The organism is Pantoea sp. GbtcB22 (assembly GCF_019091025.1).
Taxonomy (GTDB): domain Bacteria; phylum Pseudomonadota; class Gammaproteobacteria; order Enterobacterales; family Enterobacteriaceae; genus Pantoea; species Pantoea leporis.
Genome location: NZ_JAGXKB010000001.1, coordinates 846443 through 872454, shown reverse-complemented (window position 1 = coordinate 872454; position 26012 = coordinate 846443). Strand labels below are relative to the sequence as shown.

Here is a 26012-nt window from a genome sequence, read left to right as displayed (position 1 = left end):
CGATTTATCTTTATGATAAGACTAGATTTGTTTTAAATGTAAGGAAAAAGTTGATTTTTGTCAAGTCTTGGTTAAAACTTAGCGGAGCGCAGCTTTTAGCAATAAGCCTCAAATATTATTTTCATGCGTAAAACTTATATAACTAACGAATAAGGTTATGTAAGTAAATAAAATGCTATATTTACGCCATGAAATCGGACCACTCAAATAATTATAAAATTCTCCGAACCGCCAAAGAATTGAATACCAAGTTTCTTAATTCTGGAGTTGCTCATCATGAATACGCTCACCCCGATTCTTAATCCGCTTACGTTACCGAAAGGTGCGGTGCTTAAAAACCGACTGGTTATGGCACCGATGACCACATGTACCGGTTATTACGATGGCGGTGTTACCAGTGACCTTGTCGAATATTATCGCGTGCGCGCCGGCAGCATCGGTACCGTGATTGTCGAGTGCTGCTTTATTGATAACCGTGGCCCTGCGTTTCCAGGCGCGCTCGGTATCGACAGCGACAACAAAATCCCAGGCCTTGCGAAAATCGCCCACGCCATCAAGTCGCAAGGCTCCAAAGCGATTTTGCAGATTTATCACGGCGGCCGTATGGTTGAACCGGCGCTGATCGGCGGTAAAACCCCGGTCGCGCCGAGCGCCATCGCTGCACCGCGTGACGGTGCCACTCAACCTCAGGCGCTGACTGCAGAAGAAGTGGAGGTGATGATCACCAAGTTTGGTGATGCGGTGAACCGCGCGATCAAAGCCGGCTTCGACGGCGTGGAGATTCACGGCGCCAACACCTATCTTATCCAGCAGTTCTACTCGCCAAACTCCAACCAGCGCGACGACAAATGGGGCGGCAGTCGCGATAATCGCGCGCGTTTCCCACTGGAAGTGCTGGAAATCACCCACAAAATGGCTGACCGCTTCGCTGCGGCAGACTTCATCATCGGCTATCGCTTCTCACCGGAAGAACTGGAAGTGCCGGGCATCCGCTGGGATGACACGCTCTATCTGCTGGAGAAACTGGCAGAACGCGGTCTCGATTACGTGCACTTCTCGGTTGGTCAGCTGCTGCGTCCATCGATTGTTGATACTCAGGACCCAACGCCACTGATCACCAAATATCTGGCACAGCGCTCGCCTAACCTGGCGAAAGTGCCGGTAATCGGCGTCGGCGGCGTCGTCAATAAAGAAGATGCCGAGAATGCGCTGGAGCACGGTTTCGACTTGGTGGCGGTGGGCAAAGCCTGTATCGCCTATCCGGACTGGACCGATCGCGTCATCAAGAATCAGCACATGGAGCTGTATATCGACAGCACCAAGCGCGAAGAGTTGACTATCCCGGAACCGCTGTGGCGCTTCTCACTGGTGGATGCGATGATCCGCGACGTCAGCGATACCGGCCGTAAATACAAAGCGGGCGTTTATCAGGCGAAAGTTGAAGCCGAAGCGCTGAAGCTGAAAATCAACGTTACCCTCGACACCGACCGTATCACCGACATCTCGCTGGTGCCGGATCCGAGCCTCGACGTCGACTTCACCAGCACCTTCGAAAGTCTGCGTGAACGCATTCTGGTGGCGAACAGCCCGCACGTTGACGCCATCACTGGCGCCACCACGCAGAGTGAAGCGCTGAAAAAAGCGGTATCGCGTGCCATGACCACCTCAAGCAAAGAGTATGTGATTGAAGAGGGCGGTAACCCGAACGCACCGGTGAATTACGATGTGGTGGTAGTGGGCACCGGCGGTGCCGGTCTGGCGGCGGCGATTCAGGCGCATGACGATGGCGCACGCGTGGTGATCATCGAGAAGATGCCCACCATCGGCGGTAACACCATCAAAGCCTCGGTCGGGATGAACGCGGCGGAAACCCGTTATCAGAAGTTGAAAGGCATTGAAGACAGCAAAGAGCTGTTCTATGAAGAGACGCTGAAAGGCGGCAAATTCAAAAACAATCCGGTGCTGCTGCGCGAATTTGTTGAGCAGGCGCCCGAAGCGATTGAGTGGCTGGCCGCCAAAGACATCGAGCTGTGCGACATCACCATCACCGGCGGCATGAGCATCGATCGTACGCACCGTCCGGAAGATCGTTCGGCAGTTGGCGGCTTCCTGATCAGCGGGCTGGTGAAAAACGTTAATCTGCGCAATATCGAGGTGTTGCTGGAAACCTCAGTGGCCGAAATTTTAGTGGAAAACGGTGCGGTCACCGGCGTGAAAGTGGTGGATGAGTACAACGACAGCCGCATTATTAACGCCAAAAGCGTGATTGTGGCGACCGGCGGCTTCAGTGCCAACCGCGAAATGGTGGTGAAATATCGCCCTGAGCTGGACGGTTTCGTCACCACCAACCATAAAGGCGCCACCGGCAGCGGCATCGCCATGCTGCAACACATCGGTGCGGATACCGTGGATATGGGTGAAATCCAGATTCACCCAACGGTTGAGCAAACCACGTCGTACCTGATTTCCGAAGCAATGCGCGGCGGCGGGGCGATTCTGGTGAGCCAGGCAGGCAAGCGTTTCTACAATGAAATGGAAACCCGTGACAAAGTGTCCGCTGAGATCATCGCGCTGCCTGAGAAGAGTGCGTGGATTGTGTTTGACGAGCAGGTACGCGCCAATAACAAAGCGGCTGACGAATACATCGCTAAAGGCTTTGTCATCAGCGCGCCAACGCCACACGAGCTGGCGGTGAAACTCAACATGGATCAGGAAGCGCTGCAAACCACGCTCGGTCGTTACAACGAGTTCGTGGCGAAGCAGGATGACGAAGACTTTGGTCGTAAAACCGCGCTGCGTCACCCGCTGAATAAAGGTCCGTACTTTGCGATTCGTATCGCACCGGGCGTGCATCACACCATGGGCGGCGTGACCATCAACACCGATACCGCGGTGCTGGATGCGCAGAAAGAGGTGATTCCAGGCGCATGGGCGGCCGGTGAAGTGGTCGGCGGCATCCACGGCGCCAACCGCATCGGCGGCAACGCGGTGGCCGATATCATCATCTTCGGTATCAAAGCCGGTCACAACGCGGCTAAACTGGCGTTAGGACACTAAGCTGTAAAGATGCCCGCCTTGTGCGGGCATCGTTTTCTTTAGAGGCATGCAATGACCGCTGGCGTCTTTTCTTACTCTGCCGTTCTGATGGGTTCGCCCATTCTGCTCAAATTGTTTGATGACAATCCCACGCTTGCCCGCCACGTATTTCAACTGATTAAACAGCAGGAAAACCTGTTCACCGTTAACCGCGCTGAATCCGAAGTGATGTCGATCAACCATGCCGCAGGCCACCATCCGGTGATCGTCAGCGAAGCGGTGTTTACGTTAATTAGCGTGGCACACGCCGTGAGTTTACTGCCGGACAGCGCCTTCAATTTCACCATTGGGCCGATTGTGAAGCGCTGGAAAATTGGTTTTCAGGGACGTGCGGTGCCGCCTGCGCCAGAAATCGCATCCCTGCTAAAGCTGACCGATCCGCATCAGGTCGTGCTCAACCCACATGATCGCTCAGTGTTTTTGCAACAGCCAGGCATGGAGATCGATCTCGGCGCCATCGCCAAAGGCTACATCGCCGATCGCGTGCAGGCGTTTTTACGCCAGCAGGGCGTGCAGCAGGCGCTGATCAATCTGGGCGGCAATGTGCAAACGCTGGGTTCGCCGCCGCACGAGCCGCAGGGTTGGGGCATTGGCCTGAAAAAGCCGTTTGGTCGTGATGATGAGCTGTTAGGCGTGCTGCAGGTGCAGGGCAAATCGGTGGTGACGTCGGGGATTTATGAGCGCTACTTCGAACTGGACGGCCGCTGCTGGCATCATATTTTTGATCCGCAAACCGGCTATCCGCTTGATAACGAACTGCTGAGCGTGACGGTGATTTCCGATCGCTCGATTGATGGCGATATCTACACCACGCTGCTCTACGGCATGGGCGTGGAGCAAGGGCTGGCTTATCTCGCTGACCAGCCCGATATCGACGCGGTGTTTGTCACGCGCGATCGGCAGATCATCTGCTCCTCACCGCAGCACTTTCTCTTCCAGCAGCTCGATGTCGACTGGCAGCTACGTTACTGACAATATTGCTGCAGCAGCGAATGGTATTCCGGCTGCAGGCGATAGCGGTACACCGGACGACCGGTCGCGCCATAGTGAATGCTGGTGAACAGAATATTAATCTGCGCCAGCCAAATCAGGTATTTACGACACGACACGCGCGAGATGTTCACTTCAGCTGCCAGTTCGTCAGTCGAAAATTCATGCCCCGGATGCGCATCAATCCACTGACACAGCGTGCGCAGCGTTTGCGGCGTTAAGCCTTTTGGCAGGCGCTTATTGTCGTGCTGCGTCGCCGGGCTGCCGTGAATCAGCAGATCCACATCCGCTTGCTGATAATAATGCTGATTGTCCATCAGCGATTTCTTCTGCCGCCAGCCGGTCAGCGCCTCTTCAAAACGTGGGAACTGGAACGGTTTGATCAGGTAATCCACCACGCCGTAGTGCAGCGAGGTTTTGATATTCTCCGCATCGGCCGCCGACGAAATGATGATCACTTCCACCGCGCTCTGCGCCGTGCGCAGCTCCGGCAACAGATCGAGGCCATTCTCCTGCTGCATATAGATATCCAGCAGCACCAGATCGACCGCAGTATCGCTATTGAACAGGATCTCTTTCGCCTGCTTCAAGGTTGAGGCGGTGCCACAACAGTGAAAGCCCTGAATTTGGCCGATATACGCGCGATTAAGCTCGGCGACCATGGCGTCATCATCGACCACTAACACATTGATCATGCGGATTGGTTTCCTCCATCCCAGGGAAGTTGGACTAAAAATTGGGTAAACACGCCGGGTTCTGACTCCACACTCACGCTGCCACCGATATTTTCGGTTTGCTGCTGCAGCAGAAACAGCCCGACACCGCGGTTTTCACCTTTGGTGGAGAAGCCTTTTTCGAAAATGGTGCTGAGATGATCGGCTTCAATGCCTGGACCATCATCACTCACTTCACAGGTCAGCCAACCGTTTTGGTAGTGCAGCATCACGTGAATCTCGCCTTCTACCTGCTCGCTCATCGCATCCAGCGCGTTCTCAATCAGATTGCCGATCACCGTAATCAGCGCCGCCATCTGCTGCTCATTGCCGCTGTCGGGCAGGAAGCTGGCATCGCTGATGGTCAGGCGATGGCCGCAATCCGATGCGCGGTTGATTTTGCTCAGCAAGAAACCAGCAATCACCGGCGACTTAATCTTATCGAGCAGGAAACCGATCTCCGTCTGGTAATTATTGGCGGTTTTGAGAATGTAGCTTTCCACCTGCGTGTAGTTTTTCATGTGCAGCAGGCCGAGGATCACATGCAGCTTGTTCATAAATTCGTGCGAGCGCTCACGCAGCGCATCGACGTAGTTTACCATGCCCGTCAGACGCTGCATCAGTTGACTGATTTCCGTCTTGTCCCTGAAGGTGCAGACCGCGCCGATAATCCGTCCCTGCGTGCGCACCGGCACGGTATTGCTTAGCAACACGCGGCCATTCACATTCAACTCTTCATCACGCCGCGCCCGCCCGCTGTGCAGCACATCCCGCAGATGATCGTTAATCACCGAGGCATCGTAGATGCGGTCGCCGCTGATGGTGCCCATCGAATCGTTTAGCAGCGATCGCGCCGCCTGATTCACCAGCGTCACCTGCGCCTGATCGTCCATCGCCACCACGCCTTCTTTTAGCGAGTTGAGAATCGCCTGACGCTGTTCAAACAGGGTAGAAATTTCGTAGGGTTCGAGGCCAAACAGGATGCGCTTCAACACACGAACCAGTACAAAAGTACCGATGGCGCCGGCCAGCGTGCCAATAAAGATGGTCCACAGGATGCTCCAGCGGCTCTCGTTGATCTGCACCGAAACGGCATCCAGCGAGATGCCAATCGCCACCACGCCAATCTGCTGATGCTGATTGTTGTACACCGGCGTAAACACGCGCAGCGCTTTCGCCAGCGAACCTTTATTCACCGAGACGTTTTCATGGCCGCGCAGCGCGGGCTCCAGATCGTCACCGATAAAGTGTTTGCCAATCAGTTCAGGATTGCGATGCGAATAGCGGATGCCGTCCATGTTGGTGACAGTAATGAACAGCAAATTATTGGTCTCTTCCACCGCTTTGGCGATCGGCTGGATGCGCGTGCCATCCGGCGGGAACGCCAATGCACGCTGGATTTCCGGTGAGTCGGCCAGCGTGCGCGCCACCGCCATGGCTTTGTCCTCCAGCTGCGCGCGGGTCGCTGCGCCAATCTGGAAGAAATAGAACATATGCACGCTGAGCAGCACCAGCACAATCACTGCGCTGAGCATCAGGGTGACCAGCGTATTAAGCTTCATCGGCTGCTTGCGCGCCGCGATTTCTTGCTGTGAAGAAGACATGATCGCTCTCGGAGGAGAAGAGGGCACATATTATGACGGATAAACAGAAGAAGGTCGCGCACCATGTAAGGCCGCCATTCGTGGCGGCCTCGACATTGGCGGTACTGAATTAGCTCGATTTAACGCGATTCGCAAAGCTCTTACGCAGCTTTTGCAGTTTCGGTGGGATTACCGCCATGCAGTAACCGTTGCGCTGACCCGCGCCTTCCCAATAATCCTGATGATAACCTTCTGCCGCATACCACTCTTTCAGCGGCTCGATGGTGGTCACTACCGGATCGCTCAGATTCTCCTGCGCGCGCGCAATCGCGGCAATCGCTTCGGCTTCCTGCTCAGCATTCGCCGGGAAAATCGCAGAGCGATATTGGGTGCCCACATCGTTGCCCTGGCGGTTCAGCGTAGTGGGATCGTGGGTGGCAAAGCTGATATCCAGCAGATCGCCGTACTTCACCTGCTCTGGATCGAAACCAATGCGAATCGCTTCTGCGTGGCCGGTCGCACCGCTGCACACCTGCTCGTAGGTTGGATTCGGGCGTGCGCCGCCGGTATATCCACTCTCGACTGACTCCACGCCAATCACATCTTTAAACACTGCTTCAGTACACCAGAAACAGCCACCTGCGATCACCGCATATTCGGTTGCCATTATATCTACTCCTGTCAGGGCGAAAGAATCAAAGTGGGGGCAAGCCCATATCAATTCAAGCAGTTAAATTAACATTTCAGGCTTAAAGTCGCCGCGCTTGTCGAGCCGCAAATTGCTCATCACGCTGAAGCGTCCTTCGCCGGTGTAGTGCAGCGTTGGCGGAAACTCCGGCGTTTCGGCTACATGCGCTTTAACGATCTCAAAGATAAAGAAGTTGTAGTTATCTACCATGGAATCGTCATACAGCTGGCACTCAAAGCTGGCAAAGCAATCGCCGATTAACGGCGCATTGACCACGCTGGCCGGTTCGGGTGTCAGATTGAAGGCATCAAACTTATCGAGACGATCGCCGTGGCTGTTACCGATCGCCACCACGCTGTCCACCAGATTGGCCGACGGCACGTTAATCACGCACTGGCCGCTCTGGCGAATCAGTTCATGGCTGTAATTGCCGCCGGCAATCATGCAGCCAACCAGCGACGGCGAGAACTCCAGAATGGTGTGCCAGCCGAGCGTCATGATGTCGCGATGATCCTCAAACTGGGAACTCAGCAGCACCACCGGACCCGGCTCCAGATACTTCCGCGCTTTGCTTACCGGAAAGTCGATTTTATGCATCGGGATTCTCCTGTTGTAGGTACAGACACATTAAGTGTAGATGCCAGCCTTTACCGAGCCGAAAAATCGCGGCATGTTATCGGCTACCTCTTACCAACAGGCCAATAATATGAACAACATCCTGTGTCAGACCCTTAACCTTCGCTATCCGATCATTCAGGCGCCGATGGCGGGCGTCTCGACGCCGGAACTGGCGGCGGCGGTGAGCACCAGCGGGGCGCTGGGTTCGATCAGCGTGGGCGCTTTAACGCCACAGCAGGCGGATAGCATGATCCGCACAACGCTCGCCCTGACAGCCGCGCCCATCAACGTCAACGTCTTCTGCCACGCGCCGGTGCAGCGCAATCCTCAGCAAGAACAGGCGTGGATCGCACGTTTCAAGCCGGTGTTTGCTCGCTATGAAGCGACACCGCCCGATGCGCTGTCAGAAATTTATCAAACGTTTGTGGATAACCACGCGATGCTGGAGGTCCTGCTGGACACCGCGCCCGCCGCAGTAAGTTTCCACTTTGGCTTGCCGTCCGCCGCTGTTGTGCAGCGCTTGAAACGTCGCGGCATTATCACACTGGCGAGCGCCACCAGCGTTGCTGAAGCAGGTGCCATCGAAGCCGCTGACATCGATTTTATTGTGGCGCAGGGTATTGAGGCGGGCGGGCATCGCGGGATATTCCATCCAGAAAATGACGATCAGCAGCTCAGCACCTTAACGCTGGTGCAGGCGATTCGCCGGGCGTCGCGGCTGCCGGTGATTGCCGCCGGCGGCGTGATGGATGGCGCGGGCATGGCTGCTATGCTCAAGCTGGGCGCGGCGGGTGTACAGCTGGGGACCGCGTTTATTCTGTGCCCGGAATCCGCCGCCAACGCGGCATACCGTCAGGCGCTGAAAAGCGCGCAGGCCAACAGCACCGAGATGATTGCCGCCATTTCTGGCCGATCGGCAAGATGTCTCACCAACGATTTTTGCCAGCTGGCGCGCGAGTTCGCGCAGGATGCCATTCCCCCTTATCCACTCACCTACGCGCTGGGCAAAGCGCTCGCTGCTGCCGCCGCCGCCAAAGGCGCGCATGGCTTTGGCGCGCAGTGGGCCGGGCAGGGCGCCATGCTGGCGCGGGAAATGCCGGCGGCAGAATTAATTAACACGCTGGTGGCGGAGTGGCAGGCGGCGTAACGCAGCTTTTCTGCTGCGACCATCTCTAGGGTCGAGGAGGCGATGATGACAAACCCAGCCGGGATAAATCCCGGAGAACAGGTCGTTTTATACGACGGCGTATGCAAACTGTGCAACGCGTGGGTGATGTTTCTCCTGCGTCACCGCATTCCACGCCATGTACGTTTTGCGGCGATTCAGAGTGAGCAGGGGAAAGCGCTATTACGCTTTGTCGGTCTGCCAGATGAAGATATTCGCACCATCGTCCTGATTGATGGGCAAAATCATTGGCTCCGTGCGCAGGCAATTTTCCGCATCATGCACTATATGCCGTGGCCGTGGCGCGTTTTGTCAGTCGTGAGGTTTATGCCTGACGTTATCAGCAATTATTGTTACGACCGCATTGCGCTAAATCGCTATCGGCTTTTTGGTCGCTACAACGAGCATTACCCCATTAAATCCGATTATAACGGACGATTTTTAGACCAGTAAAAATCGTCCGTTAATCCTCGAAACGTTACGCTTGCTGCGAAATGGTTTTAGCCATCATCGATTTAATCCATTCCGTAGGTTCCCGTTTACCGCTGCGTTTGTGTGAATAGATTTTCACGGTGAACCTTGGCGCGGGAAACGGCAACCTGAATGAGGTCACATCGGCGGCCTGTTTAATTTTACTGGCAACGAAAGACGGGATCGCCATCAGCAATTCACTTTCCGCGATAATAAAGGGCGCACTCAGCATCGATGGCGTTCTGATGGCGATGCGGCGTTTAAGGCCAATGCGCGCAAGATGGGAATCCAGTAATCCCTGCTTTTCATTCCATGGCGTAACCACCAGATGCCCGGCGGCAAGATAGTCGTCAAGATTCAGACTGCTGCGTCGCGCATTGGCAATCACCATAAATTCATCACTGAATAAATCGGTCTCGTCGAGATCGGGATGATGCATGCTATCCGGCTCGCTAAAACTCAGCGCCATATCGATTTCACCCGCCAGTAATTCAATCAGCGCCGGATTATGCGGCAAATGGCAGAGTTCAAAACTCAGATTGGGTGCCGTATCAGTCAGCGCATGCATCAGCCGCGGAAAGACACAAAAAGCGGTGTAATCCGTTACCGCAATTCTAAAACAGTCATCACTGGTCAGCGGATCGAAAGGCTGCAGCGGACTGAGATGCCGATTTAATCCGGTTAACGTTTCGGCAATATAGGGTGCCAGCTGGCAGGCATAAACGCTGGGACACATTTTGTGGCCTTCGCGGTAGAACAGCGGATCTTTAAAAAACTCACGTAATCGGGACAGCGCGTGGCTTAACGCGGAAGTACTCAAACTGAGTTCAATTGCCGCCAGCCTGACCGAACGATGTCTGAAAACTGCGTCGAAAACGGGGAGGAGATTCAAGTCCAGTCGACGCAGCACATGATGCATGAAATTCACCTATCATTGATTTTATTGCACTTATTTCATCGAACAATACCCATTATGCTGGGCAGCATCAATCTGATTAAATAAGAAATAATGCATGAAGATGACTATTCGGCCAGCCAATCCTGATGACGCGGACGCCATTTACGACATGATTGCTGAGTTGTCGGTTTATGAACATGGATTACAGTCGTCATCAACTACCGTGGAAGAGATCAGATCGACGCTATTCAATCCCGAAAGCCATAGCGAAGCGTTGATGTGCGAGATTGATGGCATAACCGCCGGGTACGCAGTGATTACCCGCAGCTACTCGGCGTGGCTGGGGCGGCGCGGACTCTATATGGAAGACTTGTACTTCTCGCCCAATTTTCGCGGCCTCGGTGCAGGCAAAGCGCTGCTGCAGTATGTCGCGCAGCACGCGGTCAATCATCAGTGCAACCGCATTGAGTGGAGTGCGTTAGATTGGGATCAGTCGGCCAGAGAGTTCTATCTCAGTATTGATGCGCTGCCGTTAAATGAGTGGGTGCGTTATCGGCTCGACGGGGCGGCATTAGAGAAATTTGCTGCCGCCACGCCGCAATAGTTCTCTGCCACAAAAGGCCCGCCAAAATGGCCTAATGCTCATGTCAGCCAGGCCAACGACGAGTGTGCAGGCCGGTGGCACTTTTGGGCCGGCTGTCCTCGCGCCGCTAACGCGGTTCCTTCACTTCGCTCGTCAGCCTAACGGACCGGCGAAGACGGGACTTCCCTGTCCCGGCTTCGCCTTTCGCCCGCGTCCTGCGGGCTCTCCTGGCTTCCTCGCTTCGTTCAGCGCTGCGAATTGCCGGCCCAAAATTGCCCCCGGCCCGCTTCGACGCTTCAGTGCGTGACGCAGCAGATGTGTCAGAGCCCGCACGATTAACGCAGCCCTTAAGCCAAACTCTTTCATAACTGACAAGTATTAGGCCAAACCGGCCGATTAATGTTATTCCCGTTAAAGCGATTGCAGGAACGTCAGCAGATCGGCGTTGAGCTGATCGGTATGCGTCACCGCAAAGCCGTGCGGTGCGTTGTCATACACTTTCAGCTGCGCGCCGGCGATCATTTCGGCGGCGATTTTCCCGGTGGTTTCGAACGGCACGACCTGGTCGTTGCTGCCGTGAATCACCAGTGTCGGCACGTCGATTTTTGTCATATCAGGACGGAAGTCGGTTTCCGAGAACGCGGTAACACAATCAATCGTCCCTTTCAGTGACGCCAGCAGCGCAATATTCAACGTCTGCGTCAGCGCGCCTTCTGAAACCGTTTGACCGGCGTTGGTGCCGTAAAACGGTGTCGCAAAATCACTGATGAACTGCGCGCGATCTTTACGTAAGCCCTGACGAATGCCTTCAAACACCGACAAATCGACGCCTGCTGGATAATCATCGGCCTTGCCGAAGATCGGTGTCACCGCGCCCAACAGCACTAAGCTATCCACGCGCGCTGTGCCGTAATTGTTGATGTAGCGCGCCACATCGCCGCCACCCATTGAGAAGCCCACCAGCGTCACGTTTTGCAGATCCAGATGGCTAATCAGGTCGTTAATGTCCGATGCAAAAGTATCGTAGTTGTAGCCTTCCCACGGTTGATCGGAACGGCCAAAGCCGCGGCGATCAAAAGCGATAACGCGGTAGCCTTTCTCCGCCAGGAAATTCAACTGGCTGTCCCACATATCCCCGTCGAGCGGCCAGCCGTGACTGAATAGCACCGGCTTGCCGGTACCCCAATCTTTGAAATAGATCTGCGTACCATCCTGCGTCTTAAATGTGCTCATGTTTCGGCCTTATTAATGTCGATGAATGAAAGCGCCTTATTCAGGCGCCACGAGATAACGAACTTCCGGAGCTGCAGTGCCTTGATGGAATCCCAGCACGCGGTTCTGAATCTTTTGATCGTTCATGGTGTAGCGCTCGCGCTGACGCAGATGCTCCATCCATGAGCCAACCACAAAGGTCTCGACAAACATGTCGGGTTGCAGCATGTCCTCATACAGAGACCAGTTCAGCGCGCCGCCACGCCGTCTGACGCGACGCATATCCTGCATGCACACCGCAAAGGCATGCGCATCACTGCGGTTGATCTGATAATGATAGCTGACCATCACCGGCCCGCGATCGTGACGAATCTCCAGCTCGGGCAAGGGATCGCTGACCGTGCTGAGGTCGAGGTTCAGATCCGGATCCTGATCCAGCCGCCAGCGCAGCACCGTCAGGCTCGCCAGCAGCATGCCGACAGTGGCGACAGTCAGTGACAATGGAATGCTGAATGTCGATGCCAGCTGTCCCCAAATGGCGCTGCCTAACGTCATCGAGCCAAAAAACACCGTCAGATAGACCGCCAGCGCCCGGGCTTTCACCCATTTGGCGGCACTGCGCTGCGCGCCAAGATTGAGGGTGGAAAGCACGGCAATCCACGCAAAGCCGGTAAAGAACTCGAACGCATTCAGCAACCAGAGGTGACGAATAAACGCCAGCGCCAGCAGAGTGATGGCAAACATCAGGCTCGCCAGCACCATCAGCTGATCGGGATTAAAGCGTTTGCGCATACGCGGCAACAGCAGCGCGCCGCAAATCGCGCCGATGCCGATGCAACCCAGCATAATGCCGTAGCCGCCGGGCCCGAGGCCCAGTTCGCGTCGAGCCACCAGCGGTAACAGCGCCCAACCGGCACTGCCAAACACAAAGAAAGCGATGGTGCGCACCAGCACATTGCGCAGTACCGGCGCAGCACGCACATAGCGCACGCCGGCACGCACCGCCGGGAAGAAGTGCTCCGGCGGCAAACGCTGCACGCTGGGCTGTGCTTGCCACACATACAGCACCAGAAACACGCCGAGTACCGAAAGCGCATTCAGCAGAAACACCATCCACGGACCGGCAAACGACAGAATCAGGCCGCCGAGCGCCGGGCCGATAGCGCGACTGATGTTAATGCCGAGCGAGTTAAGCGCAATCGCCGGGCCGAGCTCCTCCTTACTGACCAAATCCGGCACGATGGCCTGGAAGGGCGGAGAACTCATGGCCGCGCCGGTGCTCAGCAGGAACGCCGCAATCAGCAGCACCATCGGTGTGACCAGGTCTGCCCAGGAAAGGAATGTCAGGCTCGCGGCGGCAATAAACACCCAGATTTGCGAGAACAGCAGGTATTTACGCCGGTCAACGATATCCGCCATCACGCCAGACGGCAGTGCAAACAGAAACATCGGTAAGCTGCTGGCGGCCTGCACCAGCGCCACCGAGAGCGGATCGGCGCTCAGTGTCAGCATGGTCCAGTTAACGCCTACGTCGTTCATCCATGAACCGACATTGGATACCACGGTAGCGATCCACAGCATGCGGAACACGCGCTGGCGCAGCGGCTGCCATGGTGAAACCGTCTGCGAAACGGGCGGCAGATCCGCCTCGGGGATGTCATGAATGTCATTAACCTGCGCCATGAACAACCTCCGAAACGCCGCCAAACACGCGCCAGCGACCGGGGCCGGTCAGCGCCAGCGTGGTGAAAATGATCAGCAGCAGGCAGCCGGTAAGGCGCAGGAAGAACAGCCCCGCATCAATGCGAGGCGGCTGTGAGAGTGAATGTTTCATGGTTTAGAAGGCGAAGCAGCTGCAGCCGAGCGCGCCCCAGAAGGCGTTCTCTTCCGAAACCGGCAGGTTGGCGCCGCGCGCAATCTCGTGAGAATGCGTATGCACGCCGCACGGGCCGCTGCAGTGATGCGCTTGCTGCATCATGCCCACGCGTGTGGTGGCGGTCGGTGGCGCACTGCGATAGTGGCCGGGAACCTTGACCACCGGCGACCATTCCGGCAGTACCGGAATGAGGGGCGGCGCTTCCGAGCTGAAAGCGCCGGCGGCATAAACGATATTTCCGTCCACCACCGTCAGCACCGACTCAATGCCTTTGATCTCCTCTTCAGGCACGCTGAAGTAGTCTTTGCTCAGCACCACCATATCGGCCAGCTGACCGCTTTTAATCTGACCTTTTTTACCTTGCTCGCTGGAGAACCAGGCGCTGCCCTGCGTCCACAACATCAACGCCGTATCACGGTCGAGGCGCGCGTTGACGTCGTACATCTGCATGCCGCCCACAGTGCGTCCCGATACCAGCCAGTAAAGCGCGGTCCACGGGTTATAACTGGCCACGCGCGTCGCATCGGTTCCTAAACCCACCGGCACGCCGGTCTCCAGCATGCGCGCCACCGGCGGCGTATGGCGAGTGGCCTCAATGCCGTAACGCTCGGCAAAGTACTCGCCCTGGAACGCCATGCGATGCTGTACGGCAATGCCGCCGCCCAGCTCTTTGATGCGGTCAAGGTTACGCTGCGTCACGGTTTCGGCGTGATCGAAGAACCAGTGCAGGCCGTTGAACGGAATGTCGCGGTTCACTTTTTCAAACACATCCAGCATGCGGCTGATCGATTCATCGTAAGTGGCGTGCAGGCGGAACGGCCAGCGATGCTCCACCAGATGACGCACCACACGCTCCAGCTCATCTTCCATGCCGGGCGCCAGATCCGGACGCGGTTCGAGGAAATCTTCAAAATCGGCGGCGGAAAACACCAGCATTTCACCAGCACCGTTGTGACGGAAATAGTCGCTGCCCTGGCCCGGCGTCAGCATGTCGGTCCACTTCTCGAAATCTTCCAGCTCGTGGCCCGGACGTTGGGTAAACAGGTTGTAGGCGATTCGCAGCGTCATCTGCTTTTTCTCATGCAGCTCGGCAATGACTTCGTAATCTTCGGGATAGTTCTGGAAACCGCCGCCTGCATCAATCGCGCTGGTCAGGCCCAGACGGTTCAACTCGCGCATAAACTGGCGGGTGGAATTGACCTGCTGCTCCAGCGGCAGTTTTGGCCCTTTCGCCAGCGTGGCGTAAAGGATCATGGCGTTCGGGCGCGCAATCAGCATGCCGGTCGGGTTGCCATTGCTGTCACGCTGGATCTCGCCGCCCGGCGGATTGGGCGTGTCTTTGGTGTAGCCGACGACCTTCAACGCGGCGCGGTTGAGCAGGGCGCGATCGTACAGATGCAGGATAAACACCGGCGTATCGGGCGCGGCTTCGTTGATCTCATCCAGCGTCGGCATGCGACGCTCGGCAAACTGAAACTCGGTCCAGCCGCCTACCACGCGCACCCACTGGGGTGACGGCGTGCGCAGCGCCTGTTCTCTCAGCATCCGCAACGCATCGGCGATCGAGGGCACGCCTTCCCAGCGCAGTTCGAGGTTGTAATTCAGGCCCCCGCGGATCAGGTGCAGGTGGGAATCATTCAGGCCGGGAATGGCGGTATGGCCTTTGAGGTCAATCACTTTGGTGCCTTCGCAGTGATGCTGCATCACGTCGGCCAGGCTGCCCACTTCGAGAAATTTGCCATCGCGCATCGCCACGGCCTCGGCAATTGGGTTGCCGCGATCGACAGTATGAAATCGCCCATTGGTCAAAATGATGTCTGCTTTGCCTAACGTAACCATAAAAGCTCCTGAATAAGAGGTCCTGCCAATTTCGCAGGTGAAATACTGGGTGGGATTATGTTCAGGCGGTGCGGAAAGCGTCTAGTTATACAAAAGGATAGGTATACCTTCGTATAGTTATACCTATAGATAATGGTTCGTGTGCCCAAAGGTTCTTACACTGCGCCCAGACATTCACCTCAATGGGCATACAAAAATGACAACCAGTAAATTAGAAGTACTGACGCCGCACAACTGCCAGATCATCTTCATTGACCAGCAGCCGCAAATGGCGTTTGGCGTGCAGTCCATCGACCGTCAGGTATTGAAAAATAACGTGGTCGCGTTGGCAAAAGCGGCGAAGGTGTTCAACATTCCTACCGTACTGACCACGGTGGAGACCGAGAGCTTCTCAGGTAACACCTTCCCGGAGCTGCTGGATGTGTTCCCCGGCCAGGACATTCTTGAGCGTACCTCGATGAACTCGTGGGATGACCAGAAAGTGCGTGATGCGCTGGCGGCCAACGGTAAGAAGAAAATTGTGGTTTCCGGTCTGTGGACCGAAGTGTGTAACAACACCTTCGCGCTGTGCGCCATGCTGGAAGGCGACTATGAGATCTACATGGTGGCTGACGCCTCCGGCGGCACCACCAAAGAAGCGCACGACTATGCCATGCAGCGCATGATTCAGGCGGGTGTGATCCCGGTGACCTGGCAGCAGGTGATGCTGGAGTGGCAGCGCGACTGGGCGCACAAAGAGACCTACAACGCGGTGATGGATATCGCGAAAGAGCACTCCGGTGCTTACGGCATCGGCGTTGATTACGCTTACACCATGGTGCACAAAGCGCCATCGCGTCAGAAGAGCGAGCATCGCACGCTGGCACCGGTTGCTGCGCCCGTTCGCTAAATCATCACCCAGGCGAGCGCTTACGGGCTCGCCTTTCTTTTTCAAGGAGGACCGGTGAGTCCTTTACTGATTTCTCTGGCGGCGGGCGTGTTTATCGGCCTGATTTACGCCTTGCTCAACGTGCGATCGCCGGCGCCGCCCGCCGTGGCGCTGGTGGGCTTGCTGGGCATGATTGTGGGCAGTTCGCTGGGTGGAAAATTGACGCATCCCGTAGCGCCCGTCGATAAAACCTCACGCGCGATGGCCGCTGACAGGCCGCTACTTCCCGCCACGCTCAACGCAAAACAGGCGGGTTGAACATGCTGAAAACCTATGCGATATCGCTCTCGGTCGGTATTTTAGTCGGCATCATTTATGCCGTTATCGACGTCAATTCCCCAGCGCCGCCCGTGATTGCGCTGCTTGGTCTGTTTGGTATGCTGGTCGGCGAACAGATTATCCCGCTGTGTAAGCGCCTGATAAACCGTCAACCGGTCACGCTGGCCTGGTTTCGTCAAGAGTGTGTGCCTAAAATCAGCGGCACGCCGCCATCGAGTGACAAAACCTCCTGAAGACGCGCCGCAGGCAGTGAATAATAATGAAGGAACACAGCATGCAGCTGTCGCAGCGCATTGTCGTTGTTGATGATGAACGATCGGTTCGCAGTGGTTTGAGCAATCTGCTTCAGTCGGAAGGATACGCAACGCAGGCATTTGAGTCGGCTGAAGCGCTATTAGCGGACGAGACGGCGCTAAATGACGCTGCGCTGTTTATTATTGATGTTGAGCTCAAAGGCATGTCGGGCTTTGAGTTGTTCCGTGCGCTGGTACAGCGTCGCGAGAACCCACCCGGAATTATCATCTCCGGCAATGGCGATGAGAATATGCTCTGGTATGCCATCCATCTAGGCGCGATCACCTTTATGCGAAAGCCCATTGATATCGACCTGCTGTTTGAACATATCCGTCTGGCGTTTTCCTCCCAGGCAGCGCGCCAATGAGCACGCTTTTCCTGTCGTTAAATATCGCGGATGACGCGGCGCTGGTGCTGGCGGATGACATCGTTTTCACCCCGCTGGCGCAGGAAGGGCAGGTTGAGTGGATCGAATGCCGTCACCCGATCTCCGATGAACGCTTCGTGCTGGCCACGGCGGCGGCCGAAGAGGCGGAGTTTCCGGTAACGCAACTGCTGAAAAATGAGTATGCGCTGCGCGCCTTATTAGCAGAAAGCTGGGCGCTAAAACCGCTGCGTCACACCTTATATCAGGGGCGCTACGCCCTGATTTATCCCGCGTTTCGCTACCAAACCCTGGCGGATTATCTGCGCCTGCCAGCGGGTAAAATTCAGAAGTTCATCAGCTGCGCCGTGCTGCTGTGTAATGCGCTCAGCAAGCTGCATCAGCAAGGTTTGGTGCACGGCGACATCAAACCGGCCAATTTCTTCTTTACCGATCAAGGCGACGTGGTGCTGGGCGGCTTTGGCCTGGCGTTTATCGAAGCGGACTCACAGCAGCCGCTGCGCGCCTCTGTGACCGGCGGCACGCTGGCCTACATGTCGCCCGAGCATACCTCGCGCACCGCGCACGCGGTCAGCCGGGTCAGCGATCTCTACAGTCTGGGCATCGTGCTTTACGAATTACTCACCGGCAAGCTTCCCTATGGCAGCGCGGAAGGGGGCGCGGCTGAATGGGTGCACCATCACATTGCCTCCGAAGCGCTGCCGCCGCACCGGCTGCGCAAAGATGTGCCGCTGGTACTCTCATCCCTCATTTTACGCCTGCTAACCAAATCGCCGGAGCAGCGTTATCAAACCGTCGAAGGCGTGCTGGCCGATCTGCGCCGCTGTGAATCCAACCTGATGCCTGACGGCGTAGTTGAATCCTTCGCGCTGGGCTTACAGGATGTGCCAACCACAACGCTGTTATCCGATGTGCTGTACAGCGACCATGCTCAGGCCAGCGAGATGCTGGCGGCGTTTGATGAGGTGTGCAGCAGCGGGAAACACTGCATGGTGGCGATTGGCGGCGCGCCCGGTGCCGGAAAATCGGCGCTGATGGCCTCGGCGCTTAAAATCCTGCGGGAAAAAAACGCGCTGCTGACGGTGACCAAAGCCGACCAGCACTCGCCCATTTTGCCCTACGCGGTCTTTACCTCGGCGTTTCGATCGCTGACGCTGCATCTGCTTGGGTTGCCCGCCGAAGAGCTGGCGCGCTGGAAAACACACATTGCGCGCCAACTGGGGAATTATGTTGGGCTGGCCGTTAATCTGGTGCCCGAACTGGGCATCTTGCTCAACCACAAAGCCAGTGTGCAGGCGGATGCACGCTCGTTAGATGCACGCAATCGCCTGAATCTGGTGGCCTGCAGCCTGGTGAAAGCCTTTACGGTGCCGGGGCGGCCGCTGATCCTGCTGATTGATGACGTGCACTGGGCCGATCAGGCGACCTTGCAGCTGCTACAGAATTTGTTGCGCTCCAGCGACGATATTCCCTTATTACTGGTGATTTCTCATCGCGATCGCGCCTCGTTGCCCTGTCCGACGGTGGTCGCCAGCCTGGAGCGCATTCGTGCGGCGGCCACGCGCATTGTGGATATCACGCCCGAGCCGCTGTCGGTGAAAAATATCGCCAGCTGGCTGGCCGGCATTTTTCATACGCGCAGCGCGGAGACCACCGAGCTGGCGCAGATCATCCATGAAAAAACCGCCGGGAATCCGCTCGCCACGCGTGAGTTTTACCGCCAGGCGGTGCGCGATCACCACATCACTCACGCTGCATCCCATAAATGGACCTACAATCCGCACGCGTTGAGAAACTGCCATTACACCGCGAACGTTGCCGCCAGCGTGCTGCAACAGCTGCAGTTGCTCGCGCTGCCGCTGCGCCAACTGCTGGGCCGATTGGCCTGCATCGGCAGTAGCGGCGATCTGCCGGTGTTGGCCGGCATCCTCGATACGGCGCTTAGCGCCCTTCGCGCCACGCTGCGCCCTGCGGCTGAGGCCCGGCTGATCTCGCTGACCGATCACAGCTACACCTTTATGCATGACAGCATGCATGAGGCCGCGCTGAAGTTGCTTTCGTCGGCGGCAAAAGATGATTTTCACTTTGCCGCTGCGCGCTATTACATGCAGGCCGCGCGCCAGGATAATGCGCATGCGCTGCTGTTCAGTGCCGCGCATCACACCATCACGCTGCAAAACCGCGCACTTTTAGCGCCTGATGCCGCTGCGTTTAGTCTGCTGTTATTAAACGCCACCCGACGCGCGAAAATTATGGGCGATTACGCTTCCGCGCTGCGTTTCTTACACGCTGCCCGAGCGCTCAACGCAGCGTCAGGCGCGGAGGAGAGCGGCCCGTTTTTGTTTGAGCAAGCGGAGTGTGAGTTTTTAAACGGCAACTTATCGGGCGCGCTGGCGTTGAGCTCTGAGATTCTCGCCACGCCCGGTGCGGTCACCGATAAAGCCGAAGCGGCGACGCTAATTGCTGAAATTCATATGCGTCAGTCCGACAGCCATCTGGCGCTGGAAACCGCGCTGGCCTGGCTGGCGGTGTTTGACATTCATCTGCAGCGCTATCCGGATAAAGCCGAGTGCGATGTCGCCAGGCAACGGTTGAAAAAAGAGGTTGGCAAAAATCCCTACACGCGCTTCCGTTCCCTGGCGCGAGTGACCTGCCATAAAACCGAAGCGGTGATGAATTTGATGGCCAGCGCCAGCACCTTCGCCGCTTTTATCAGCCCACGGCTGCAGTTCATTATCCTGTGCAAACTTCTGCATCTGACGATGGAGAAGGGCATTAGCGGTGCCTCCACGCTGGCGCTTGCCTGGTACGGCGTGGTGTGTGGCGATCAGTTCAACGAATACAGCCGAGGATTTGCCAGCGCGCTGCTGGCCCGCGAGCTGGTGTATAAGCACGACTTCGTTAGCTACAAAGCGCGCACGCTGATGCCGCTGGATCAGGTGAGCGTCTGGACCATGCCGCTCAGTTACGCCATCGAGTGCGCTAAAGCGACCTTTGATGTGGCGGTTGATATCGGCGATCGCACGTCGGCGTGTCTGGCGCTGCGTCATCTCACCATGAATTGCCTGGCGCGAGGTGACCATCTTGATGGCGTGCATACTTCGATCATGCGCGGCATGGTCTATGTGCGCAAAGCGCAGTATCACGATGTGGAAGTGATTCTCGGCATGCAGCTGGATTACGTGATGTTCCTGCGTAAGCCAGCCGGTGAGACCTTGTCCGGCGATGATTTCCAAGCGCCCGCGCTAAATGTGGTGCAACCCGAATACGCCATTGAACCGCTGTTTTTGATGCAGTTCTGGACGCGGCTGTATAAAGGCATGGCGCACTTCTTTGCCGGTGAGTATGCCGCCGCCCAGTGCCAGTTCAGCGACGCCGCACCGCTCACAGACGTGATTCCCGGCCATGTGCATATGCTGGATTTCCATCTCTACAGCGCGCTTTCACTCAGTATACCGCTGCAACCGAATGAGCTTGATGCCACGCAGCGGCAGCAACTGCAGCGCCATCTTGAAAGAATCATCACCTGGGCAACGGAGAACCCCGGCACCTTCGCCGACAAAGAGGCGCTGCTGCGCGCCGAACTGCTCAGGCTGGAGGATAACAGCGGCGCGGCGCTGGAGCAGTTTGAAAAAGCCATTGAGCTGTCGCGCAAAGGGCAGTTTCATCCGATCAACGCTCTGGCATGCGAACTGGCCGCGCGCTGTGCCAATGCGAGCGGCATGGCGTTCGCCGCCGAGGGCTACATCAAAGGCGCGCTTGCCGCCTGGGATCGCTGGGGCGCGGGCGCCAAGGTGCGCCAGCTTGAAATGCACTATCCGCATCTGGCGGTGCACCCGTCGCAGAGCGCGTTAAACACCGTGACCTTTGAGCAGAGCGCGGTGATCAGCGACCTGCAAAGCCTGGTCACGGCGATGCGCGCATTGACCGAAGAGATCAATCTTGATCGGCTGATCCATATTTTGATGATGATGCTGGTGGAGCGCGCCGGTGCGCAGCACTGTATTTTGATCCGCCTCATCGACGGCAATGTGCCGGAAATTCAGGCGCGCGCCTCCTCCACGGTGGAAGGCGTCAGAGTCAAAATCGTTAATGAACTGCCGGTGGCGACCGATTTGCCGCTGTCGATTCTCTCGGCGGTGATCCGCACCGGACAGGAAATCCGTACCGGTCGGCCGGAAGTGTTTAGCCCGTTTAGTCAGGATAACTATCTGGTCGCCTCTGGCGCGGCAGTGATGTGTGTGCCGATGTTCCGTCAGGCGCAAATGGTGGGCGTGCTCTATCTGGAAAACCGGCTGATGCCGGATGTTTTCACCGCGGAGCACTCGCGCATTGTCTCGATGTTAGGCGCGCAGGCTGCGGTTTCTCTGGAAACGGCGCGGCTGTATGCCGAGCTGGTGGAGGAGAACATCCAGCGGCGGAAAATTGAAAAACAGCTGCGTGCCAGCCAGACCTCCCTGATGCTGGGTGAAAAAATCAGTAATACCGGTACCTGGCACTGGCATCTTGAGCCGGATATCCAGCTGGTATCGGACGAATATAAACGCATCATGGGGCTGCCCGCCGGGCAGGTGAGCACCTCGATGGCCGAGTTTCAGCGGCGGGTGCATCCAGACGATCTTCAGTGCCTGAAAGCGCTGATTGAATCCAGCGTGGCGCATGGCGTGAGCATGCAGGCTGAATTTCGCATCATCCGTGATGATGGCGAATGCCGTTATATCAAAGGCATTGGTGAGCCGGTGGAGAACTGGCCGGATGTTGCCGAATATTTCGGCACGCTGACGGATATCACCGCGCAGCGTCAGTCCGAAGATGCCGCCAGAATTGCCCAGGCCGAGCTGGCTCGCGTGGCGCGCGCCACCACGGTAGGACAGCTGACCTCATCGATCGCCCATGAAATCAATCAGCCGCTGATGTCGATTGTGGCCAATGCTGGCGCCAGCCTGCGCTGGTTGAAACGCGATCCGGCTCAGCTGGAGAAAGCCAGTGAAAGCATTGAGGAGATCATTAACGAAGGGCGGCGCGCTGGCGAAATTATTCGCGGCCTGCAGTCACTGACGCGCAATAATGTCGCGGAGTATGCATCGGCCAGGCTGCATCTGCTGGCGCGCGATATTTTAACCTTGTCGCGTCTGGAACTTGAGCGCCGCTCGGTGGCACTTGAGCTGGATATTCAAGCGCCATGGGATGAGGTGTTTTGCGAGCGCGTACAGATTCAGCAGGTGCTGCTGAATCTGGTGATTAATGCCATTGAGGCGATGGCCGATAATGCCGGGGCGCGTATTCTGCGGCTCTCATCCTCCAATCCTGACGCGAATCATATTCGTATAGAGGTCGCCGACAACGGCAGCGGATTATCGGCAGAGGTTATCGGCAAGATATTCGACTCTTTCTACACCACCAAAGCGGAAGGAATGGGAATGGGCCTGACCATCAGTAATGAAATCATCAAACGTCATGGTGGTGTGCTGAGTGCGGAAAACCGCCCACAGGGTGGCAGCGTATTTAGTTTCACCCTGCCATTAAATCTGGGGAAATAGTTTATCTGATCCTCCCGCGCTATTTCACGGGAGGAAAATCGGACCGTTATCACTATAACGCGCGCGTTATTCATCTTGCAGTAAATGAAGTTTCTCAGCAGCTCTGACTAATTCTGATACTGAACGCACCGCCATTTTTTCCATTACGCGGCGTTTATGCACTTTTGCCGTAATTTCACTGATGCCCATTTCGGCGGCAATCTGCTTATTTAATAAACCGCGAATGACAAGCAGCATCAATTCCATTTCCCGTGGCGTTAAAGAGTGATAACGCCCGGTGAGTACAACTCTTTCCTGTGCGAGTGCTGCGCTTTTTTCGGCCAGCGCCATGGCAGCGGATACCACTTGTATCAGGTCATCCGGCATCACCGGCTTGGTGAGAAACTCAAAGGCGCCGGCCTTCATCGCGCGGACCGTCAGAGGAATGGTGCCAAAGCCGGTGAGGAAAATGGTGGGAATGGTGTATCCACGCGCGGTGAGATCCTGCGAGACATCAAAGCCGTCGAGGCCCGGCATATTCATATCGACAATTAAACAGCTCGGGGTGCGGTAATGCGGCTGATGTAAAAATTCAGCGGGGGAGGTAAAGGTCGAAATCAGGTAGCCTTCTGAGCTCAGCAGATTTTGCAGCGCGTTGATGACAGCGGGGTCATCGTCAACAATATAAATCGTTCTATCCATAAAAACTCATTCAGACTCTTACGAGTTCTATTCACTACATGCGCGCTAATATACCCGCAAAATAGTGCTGTAGGAATGGCGAAAAACGTATATGTGAATGTGATTATCTGCTGCGCTGTTAGGCCTAAAAAGGGTGAGGATGAAAAGCCATGCACTCACCCGCTATTCTTAAGGTAATAAATGCGTAACCTTAAGGTTCATCAATCCGCGATACCCTCAAGGTGGTTTGTTCGCCACGCCCATACACTTTTCCACTCACGCGGACTTTATCACTGGCTGAATAGGTTTTCTCTTTGAAGGCCGGCTTCTCAGCATTAATGATAATCGTGCCGGTATCATCGCGGAATTTGTAGCTATCACCTTTCAGCTTTTCAATAATATGGCCTTCGAGCGTGACATAGCCGCCCTGACGGAAATCACGAATACGTGAAATCGGGGTTTGTGCGGTGTCTTCCGATCCTTTATAACCGGCATCCTGATTCTTCTGCGGCGGTGCTGTTTCACCTGATTGGTATCCGCCTTCCGCTGCGCTCACGCCAACGCTGAACATCATGATTACTGAAGCTAAAACAACCTGTTTCATACGCTCTCCATAGATTTTCCTGCTGACACGGTGTTAAGTCTGGCACAAATATGCGCGACTGCACGACAAACGCAGCGGTAATTGAAAAAAGCACAACTGACTTATTTATGCCAGGGTATGTAGACGCGGTTTTTATTTCTTTGGCTAAGCGCGACGTTAAATTAGCGCCGTGCTTATCTGCTCATTCGAATTAAGAGTGCTAGCCACTCAGGAAAATAAATTATGAAAGCTATCGTCTATAACGGGCCTTTTGATGTCTCGGTTAAAAATGTTCCTGATGCAAAAATTGTGCGTCCTACCGATGCGCTTATTCGTATTACCACCACCAATATTTGCGGTTCCGATTTACATATGTACGAGGGGCGCACCAGCTTTGAACAGGGACGCATCTTTGGTCATGAAAACCTTGGCGAAGTGGTGGAAGTGGGGAGTGGCGTCGAGCGACTTAAGGTTGGCGATTACGTTTGTATGCCGTTCAACGTCGGCTGTGGTTTCTGTGAAAATTGTGAGAGAGGGTTAACCGGTTTCTGTCTGACCGCCAACCCCGGCACCGCAGGTGCGGCCTACGGCTTTGCTGAAATGGGTGAGTGGGAAGGTGGCCAAGCCGAGCTGTTGCGCGTGCCGTTTGCCGATTTTAACTGTTTGCTGCTGCCACCGGATGCGGTGGAGAAAGAGGAAGATTATGTGATGCTGTCAGACATTTTCCCCACCGGCTGGCATGCGACCGAACTGGCAGGCCTGAGACCGGGCGATAGCGTCGCCATCTACGGCGCGGGTCCGGTAGGCTTGATGGCCGCACACTCGGCGATCATCAAAGGCGCGTCGCAGGTGTTTGTGGTGGATACGCACCCCGATCGCCTGGCGCTGGCGGAGCAGATGGGCGCAACGGGCATCAATGCCGTGGGCGACGCAGCGGTGCAGCAAATCCTTGATCTGACGGATGGACGCGGCACGGATTGCGGTTGTGAATGCGTGGGTTATCAATGTTGTAATCAGCATGGACACGAAGATAACAGCGCCACCATGAACAGCCTGGTCGCCTCCACCAAAGCCACCGGCGGCATTGGCGTGGTGGGCGTGTTTATCCCGCAGGATCCCGGCGCGGCCAGCGAGTTAGCCAAAGTGGGTAAAATGCCGTTCGATTTCGGCAGCTTCTGGTTTAAAGGGCAGTCGATCCGTACCGGCCAGGCCAACGTCAAAGCCTATAACCGCCAGCTAGCGCGATTGATTGCCACCGACAAAGCGCATCCGGCGAGCATTATTTCTCATCGACTGTCGCTGGCCGAAGGACCCGAAGCGTACCGTCATTTCGACGATCGTGATGCGGGCTGGACCAAGGTGATTTTGAAACCTTAACGCATTCATAGCGCCTGTTATGCCGCATGATATTTTTGGTCGCCATTAATGGCGACCCTGTGGAGGGTGCGTAAATAATTGAAATAAAGCGCAACGGTATTTATCAGGATTAATCTTATTAATAAACCATTAAAGCTACCTTTCGGTTAAAATATCCTCGCTTTACATTCTCCTCATTAATCTCTTTAAACATCATTTCTAAACCAGACGAAATATAAATGTTTTTATGCTCTA

22 protein-coding genes are annotated in these 26012 nt (G+C 55.9%); 11 read left to right on the top strand and 11 right to left on the bottom strand.

The window, feature by feature from the left end; all coding sequences use genetic code 11:
• Positions 1-276: 276 nt before the first annotated feature.
• On the top strand, positions 277-3057 hold the full coding sequence (locus tag KVT28_RS04065) for a flavocytochrome c (RefSeq protein ID WP_101760770.1): 2781 nt from the start codon (positions 277-279) through the stop codon (positions 3055-3057).
• Positions 3058-3108: 51 nt separating this feature from the next.
• The gene (locus tag KVT28_RS04060; RefSeq protein ID WP_217546889.1) at positions 3109-4068 is read left to right on the top strand and encodes an FAD:protein FMN transferase; all 960 of its coding nucleotides are present in this window, start codon (positions 3109-3111) and stop codon (positions 4066-4068) included.
• Here KVT28_RS04060 and dcuR read toward each other — a convergent pair.
• The 4 genes from dcuR to KVT28_RS04040 all read right to left on the bottom strand — a co-directional run bounded on the left by dcuR (position 4062) and on the right by KVT28_RS04040 (position 7667).
• Positions 4062-4781, bottom strand: a complete 720-nt coding sequence (gene dcuR / locus KVT28_RS04055) for a two-component system response regulator DcuR (RefSeq protein WP_008102769.1) — start codon at positions 4779-4781, stop codon at positions 4062-4064. The genes KVT28_RS04060 and dcuR overlap by 7 nt on opposite strands.
• A complete protein-coding gene (locus KVT28_RS04050) occupies positions 4778-6403 on the bottom strand; it encodes a sensor histidine kinase (protein WP_210080482.1) in 1626 nt (541 codons plus the stop codon). Before KVT28_RS04050 ends, dcuR begins: the two co-directional genes overlap by 4 nt.
• Positions 6404-6512: 109 nt before the next feature.
• Entirely contained in the window at positions 6513-7049 is a 537-nt protein-coding gene (msrA, locus tag KVT28_RS04045; RefSeq protein WP_192413587.1) for a peptide-methionine (S)-S-oxide reductase MsrA, read from the bottom strand.
• Between the two features lie 63 nt (positions 7050-7112).
• Positions 7113-7667: a flavin reductase family protein gene (locus tag KVT28_RS04040; protein WP_101760766.1), complete on the bottom strand. Its 555-nt coding sequence runs from the start codon at positions 7665-7667 to the stop codon at positions 7113-7115.
• 109 nt (positions 7668-7776) lie between these two features.
• On the opposite strand from KVT28_RS04040, the gene KVT28_RS04035 reads away from it, so the two are divergent.
• Positions 7777-8835, top strand: coding sequence for a nitronate monooxygenase family protein (locus tag KVT28_RS04035; protein WP_217547547.1), 1059 nt, complete (start codon positions 7777-7779; stop codon positions 8833-8835).
• A 45-nt stretch (positions 8836-8880) separates the two neighbouring features.
• Complete coding sequence (locus KVT28_RS04030) at positions 8881-9306, top strand: thiol-disulfide oxidoreductase DCC family protein (protein WP_217547545.1); 426 nt, start codon at positions 8881-8883, stop codon at positions 9304-9306.
• Between the two features lie 25 nt (positions 9307-9331).
• Here the strand turns inward: KVT28_RS04030 and KVT28_RS04025 are convergent, their stop codons facing one another.
• A complete protein-coding gene (locus KVT28_RS04025) occupies positions 9332-10243 on the bottom strand; it encodes a LysR family transcriptional regulator (RefSeq protein ID WP_217546887.1) in 912 nt (303 codons plus the stop codon).
• Between the two features lie 94 nt (positions 10244-10337).
• Between KVT28_RS04025 and KVT28_RS04020 the strand changes: the two genes are divergently transcribed.
• Positions 10338-10826 (top strand): GNAT family N-acetyltransferase, encoded by a 489-nt coding sequence (locus tag KVT28_RS04020; protein ID WP_110865974.1) that lies wholly within the window; start codon positions 10338-10340, stop codon positions 10824-10826.
• Between the two features lie 390 nt (positions 10827-11216).
• Here KVT28_RS04020 and KVT28_RS04015 read toward each other — a convergent pair whose 3' ends face one another.
• The 4 genes from KVT28_RS04015 to KVT28_RS04000 are packed head-to-tail and all read right to left on the bottom strand — an operon-like array spanning position 11217 to position 15732.
• The gene (locus tag KVT28_RS04015; RefSeq protein ID WP_217546885.1) at positions 11217-12038 is read right to left on the bottom strand and encodes an alpha/beta fold hydrolase; all 822 of its coding nucleotides are present in this window, start codon (positions 12036-12038) and stop codon (positions 11217-11219) included.
• 36 nt (positions 12039-12074) lie between these two features.
• The gene (locus KVT28_RS04010) at positions 12075-13700 is read right to left on the bottom strand and encodes an MFS transporter (protein WP_217546882.1); all 1626 of its coding nucleotides are present in this window, start codon (positions 13698-13700) and stop codon (positions 12075-12077) included.
• Complete coding sequence (locus KVT28_RS04005) at positions 13687-13851, bottom strand: hypothetical protein (protein ID WP_167391167.1); 165 nt, start codon at positions 13849-13851, stop codon at positions 13687-13689. The genes KVT28_RS04010 and KVT28_RS04005 overlap by 14 nt, the downstream gene beginning before the upstream one ends.
• A 3-nt stretch (positions 13852-13854) precedes the next feature.
• Positions 13855-15732, bottom strand: a complete 1878-nt coding sequence (locus KVT28_RS04000; RefSeq protein ID WP_110865977.1) for an amidohydrolase — start codon at positions 15730-15732, stop codon at positions 13855-13857.
• Positions 15733-15928: 196 nt separating this feature from the next.
• Between KVT28_RS04000 and KVT28_RS03995 the strand changes: the two genes are divergently transcribed.
• The 5 genes from KVT28_RS03995 to KVT28_RS03975 are packed head-to-tail and all read left to right on the top strand — an operon-like array spanning position 15929 to position 23158.
• Complete coding sequence (locus KVT28_RS03995; protein WP_101760759.1) at positions 15929-16621, top strand: hydrolase; 693 nt, start codon at positions 15929-15931, stop codon at positions 16619-16621.
• A 54-nt stretch (positions 16622-16675) separates the two neighbouring features.
• On the top strand, positions 16676-16918 hold the full coding sequence (locus KVT28_RS03990; protein ID WP_217546880.1) for a DUF1427 family protein: 243 nt from the start codon (positions 16676-16678) through the stop codon (positions 16916-16918).
• Positions 16919-16920: 2 nt separating this feature from the next.
• Complete coding sequence (locus KVT28_RS03985) at positions 16921-17172, top strand: XapX domain-containing protein (protein WP_217546879.1); 252 nt, start codon at positions 16921-16923, stop codon at positions 17170-17172.
• 41 nt (positions 17173-17213) lie between these two features.
• On the top strand, positions 17214-17600 hold the full coding sequence (locus KVT28_RS03980) for a response regulator (RefSeq protein ID WP_101760756.1): 387 nt from the start codon (positions 17214-17216) through the stop codon (positions 17598-17600).
• Positions 17597-23158 (top strand): ATP-binding sensor histidine kinase, encoded by a 5562-nt coding sequence (locus KVT28_RS03975; RefSeq protein WP_217546877.1) that lies wholly within the window; start codon positions 17597-17599, stop codon positions 23156-23158. The genes KVT28_RS03980 and KVT28_RS03975 overlap by 4 nt, the downstream gene beginning before the upstream one ends.
• A gap of 66 nt (positions 23159-23224) precedes the next feature.
• On the opposite strand, the gene KVT28_RS03970 is transcribed toward KVT28_RS03975, so the two are convergent.
• A complete protein-coding gene (locus tag KVT28_RS03970; RefSeq protein WP_210080474.1) occupies positions 23225-23839 on the bottom strand; it encodes a response regulator transcription factor in 615 nt (204 codons plus the stop codon).
• A 190-nt stretch (positions 23840-24029) separates the two neighbouring features.
• The gene (locus tag KVT28_RS03965; protein WP_137385635.1) at positions 24030-24422 is read right to left on the bottom strand and encodes a YgiW/YdeI family stress tolerance OB fold protein; all 393 of its coding nucleotides are present in this window, start codon (positions 24420-24422) and stop codon (positions 24030-24032) included.
• A 222-nt stretch (positions 24423-24644) separates the two neighbouring features.
• On the opposite strand from KVT28_RS03965, the gene KVT28_RS03960 reads away from it, so the two are divergent.
• Positions 24645-25778 carry a glutathione-independent formaldehyde dehydrogenase gene (locus tag KVT28_RS03960; protein ID WP_101760752.1) on the top strand — a complete coding sequence of 378 codons (1134 nt, stop codon included), beginning with the start codon at positions 24645-24647 and terminating at the stop codon, positions 25776-25778.
• The last annotated feature ends 234 nt before the right edge of the window (positions 25779-26012 follow it).

What these genes read in the sequence shown, in the direction of transcription:
- KVT28_RS03975 (WP_217546877.1), top strand. Translation starts at nt 17,597, where the DNA reads ATGAGCACGCTTTTCCTGTCGTTAAATATCGCGGATGACGCGGCGCTG.
- KVT28_RS03970 (WP_210080474.1), bottom strand. Translation starts at nt 23,839, where the DNA reads ATGGATAGAACGATTTATATTGTTGACGATGACCCCGCTGTCATCAAC.
- KVT28_RS03995 (WP_101760759.1), top strand. Translation starts at nt 15,929, where the DNA reads ATGACAACCAGTAAATTAGAAGTACTGACGCCGCACAACTGCCAGATC.
- KVT28_RS04035 (WP_217547547.1), top strand. Translation starts at nt 7,777, where the DNA reads ATGAACAACATCCTGTGTCAGACCCTTAACCTTCGCTATCCGATCATT.
- KVT28_RS04060 (WP_217546889.1), top strand. Translation starts at nt 3,109, where the DNA reads ATGACCGCTGGCGTCTTTTCTTACTCTGCCGTTCTGATGGGTTCGCCC.
- KVT28_RS04040 (WP_101760766.1), bottom strand. Translation starts at nt 7,667, where the DNA reads ATGCATAAAATCGACTTTCCGGTAAGCAAAGCGCGGAAGTATCTGGAG.
- KVT28_RS03985 (WP_217546879.1), top strand. Translation starts at nt 16,921, where the DNA reads ATGCTGAAAACCTATGCGATATCGCTCTCGGTCGGTATTTTAGTCGGC.
- dcuR (WP_008102769.1), bottom strand. Translation starts at nt 4,781, where the DNA reads ATGATCAATGTGTTAGTGGTCGATGATGACGCCATGGTCGCCGAGCTT.
- KVT28_RS04030 (WP_217547545.1), top strand. Translation starts at nt 8,881, where the DNA reads ATGACAAACCCAGCCGGGATAAATCCCGGAGAACAGGTCGTTTTATAC.
- msrA (WP_192413587.1), bottom strand. Translation starts at nt 7,049, where the DNA reads ATGGCAACCGAATATGCGGTGATCGCAGGTGGCTGTTTCTGGTGTACT.
- KVT28_RS04015 (WP_217546885.1), bottom strand. Translation starts at nt 12,038, where the DNA reads ATGAGCACATTTAAGACGCAGGATGGTACGCAGATCTATTTCAAAGAT.
- KVT28_RS03965 (WP_137385635.1), bottom strand. Translation starts at nt 24,422, where the DNA reads ATGAAACAGGTTGTTTTAGCTTCAGTAATCATGATGTTCAGCGTTGGC.
- KVT28_RS04020 (WP_110865974.1), top strand. Translation starts at nt 10,338, where the DNA reads ATGAAGATGACTATTCGGCCAGCCAATCCTGATGACGCGGACGCCATT.
- KVT28_RS04025 (WP_217546887.1), bottom strand. Translation starts at nt 10,243, where the DNA reads ATGCATCATGTGCTGCGTCGACTGGACTTGAATCTCCTCCCCGTTTTC.
- KVT28_RS04065 (WP_101760770.1), top strand. Translation starts at nt 277, where the DNA reads ATGAATACGCTCACCCCGATTCTTAATCCGCTTACGTTACCGAAAGGT.
- KVT28_RS04000 (WP_110865977.1), bottom strand. Translation starts at nt 15,732, where the DNA reads ATGGTTACGTTAGGCAAAGCAGACATCATTTTGACCAATGGGCGATTT.
- KVT28_RS04010 (WP_217546882.1), bottom strand. Translation starts at nt 13,700, where the DNA reads ATGGCGCAGGTTAATGACATTCATGACATCCCCGAGGCGGATCTGCCG.
- KVT28_RS04005 (WP_167391167.1), bottom strand. Translation starts at nt 13,851, where the DNA reads ATGAAACATTCACTCTCACAGCCGCCTCGCATTGATGCGGGGCTGTTC.
- KVT28_RS03960 (WP_101760752.1), top strand. Translation starts at nt 24,645, where the DNA reads ATGAAAGCTATCGTCTATAACGGGCCTTTTGATGTCTCGGTTAAAAAT.
- KVT28_RS03980 (WP_101760756.1), top strand. Translation starts at nt 17,214, where the DNA reads ATGCAGCTGTCGCAGCGCATTGTCGTTGTTGATGATGAACGATCGGTT.
- KVT28_RS04050 (WP_210080482.1), bottom strand. Translation starts at nt 6,403, where the DNA reads ATGTCTTCTTCACAGCAAGAAATCGCGGCGCGCAAGCAGCCGATGAAG.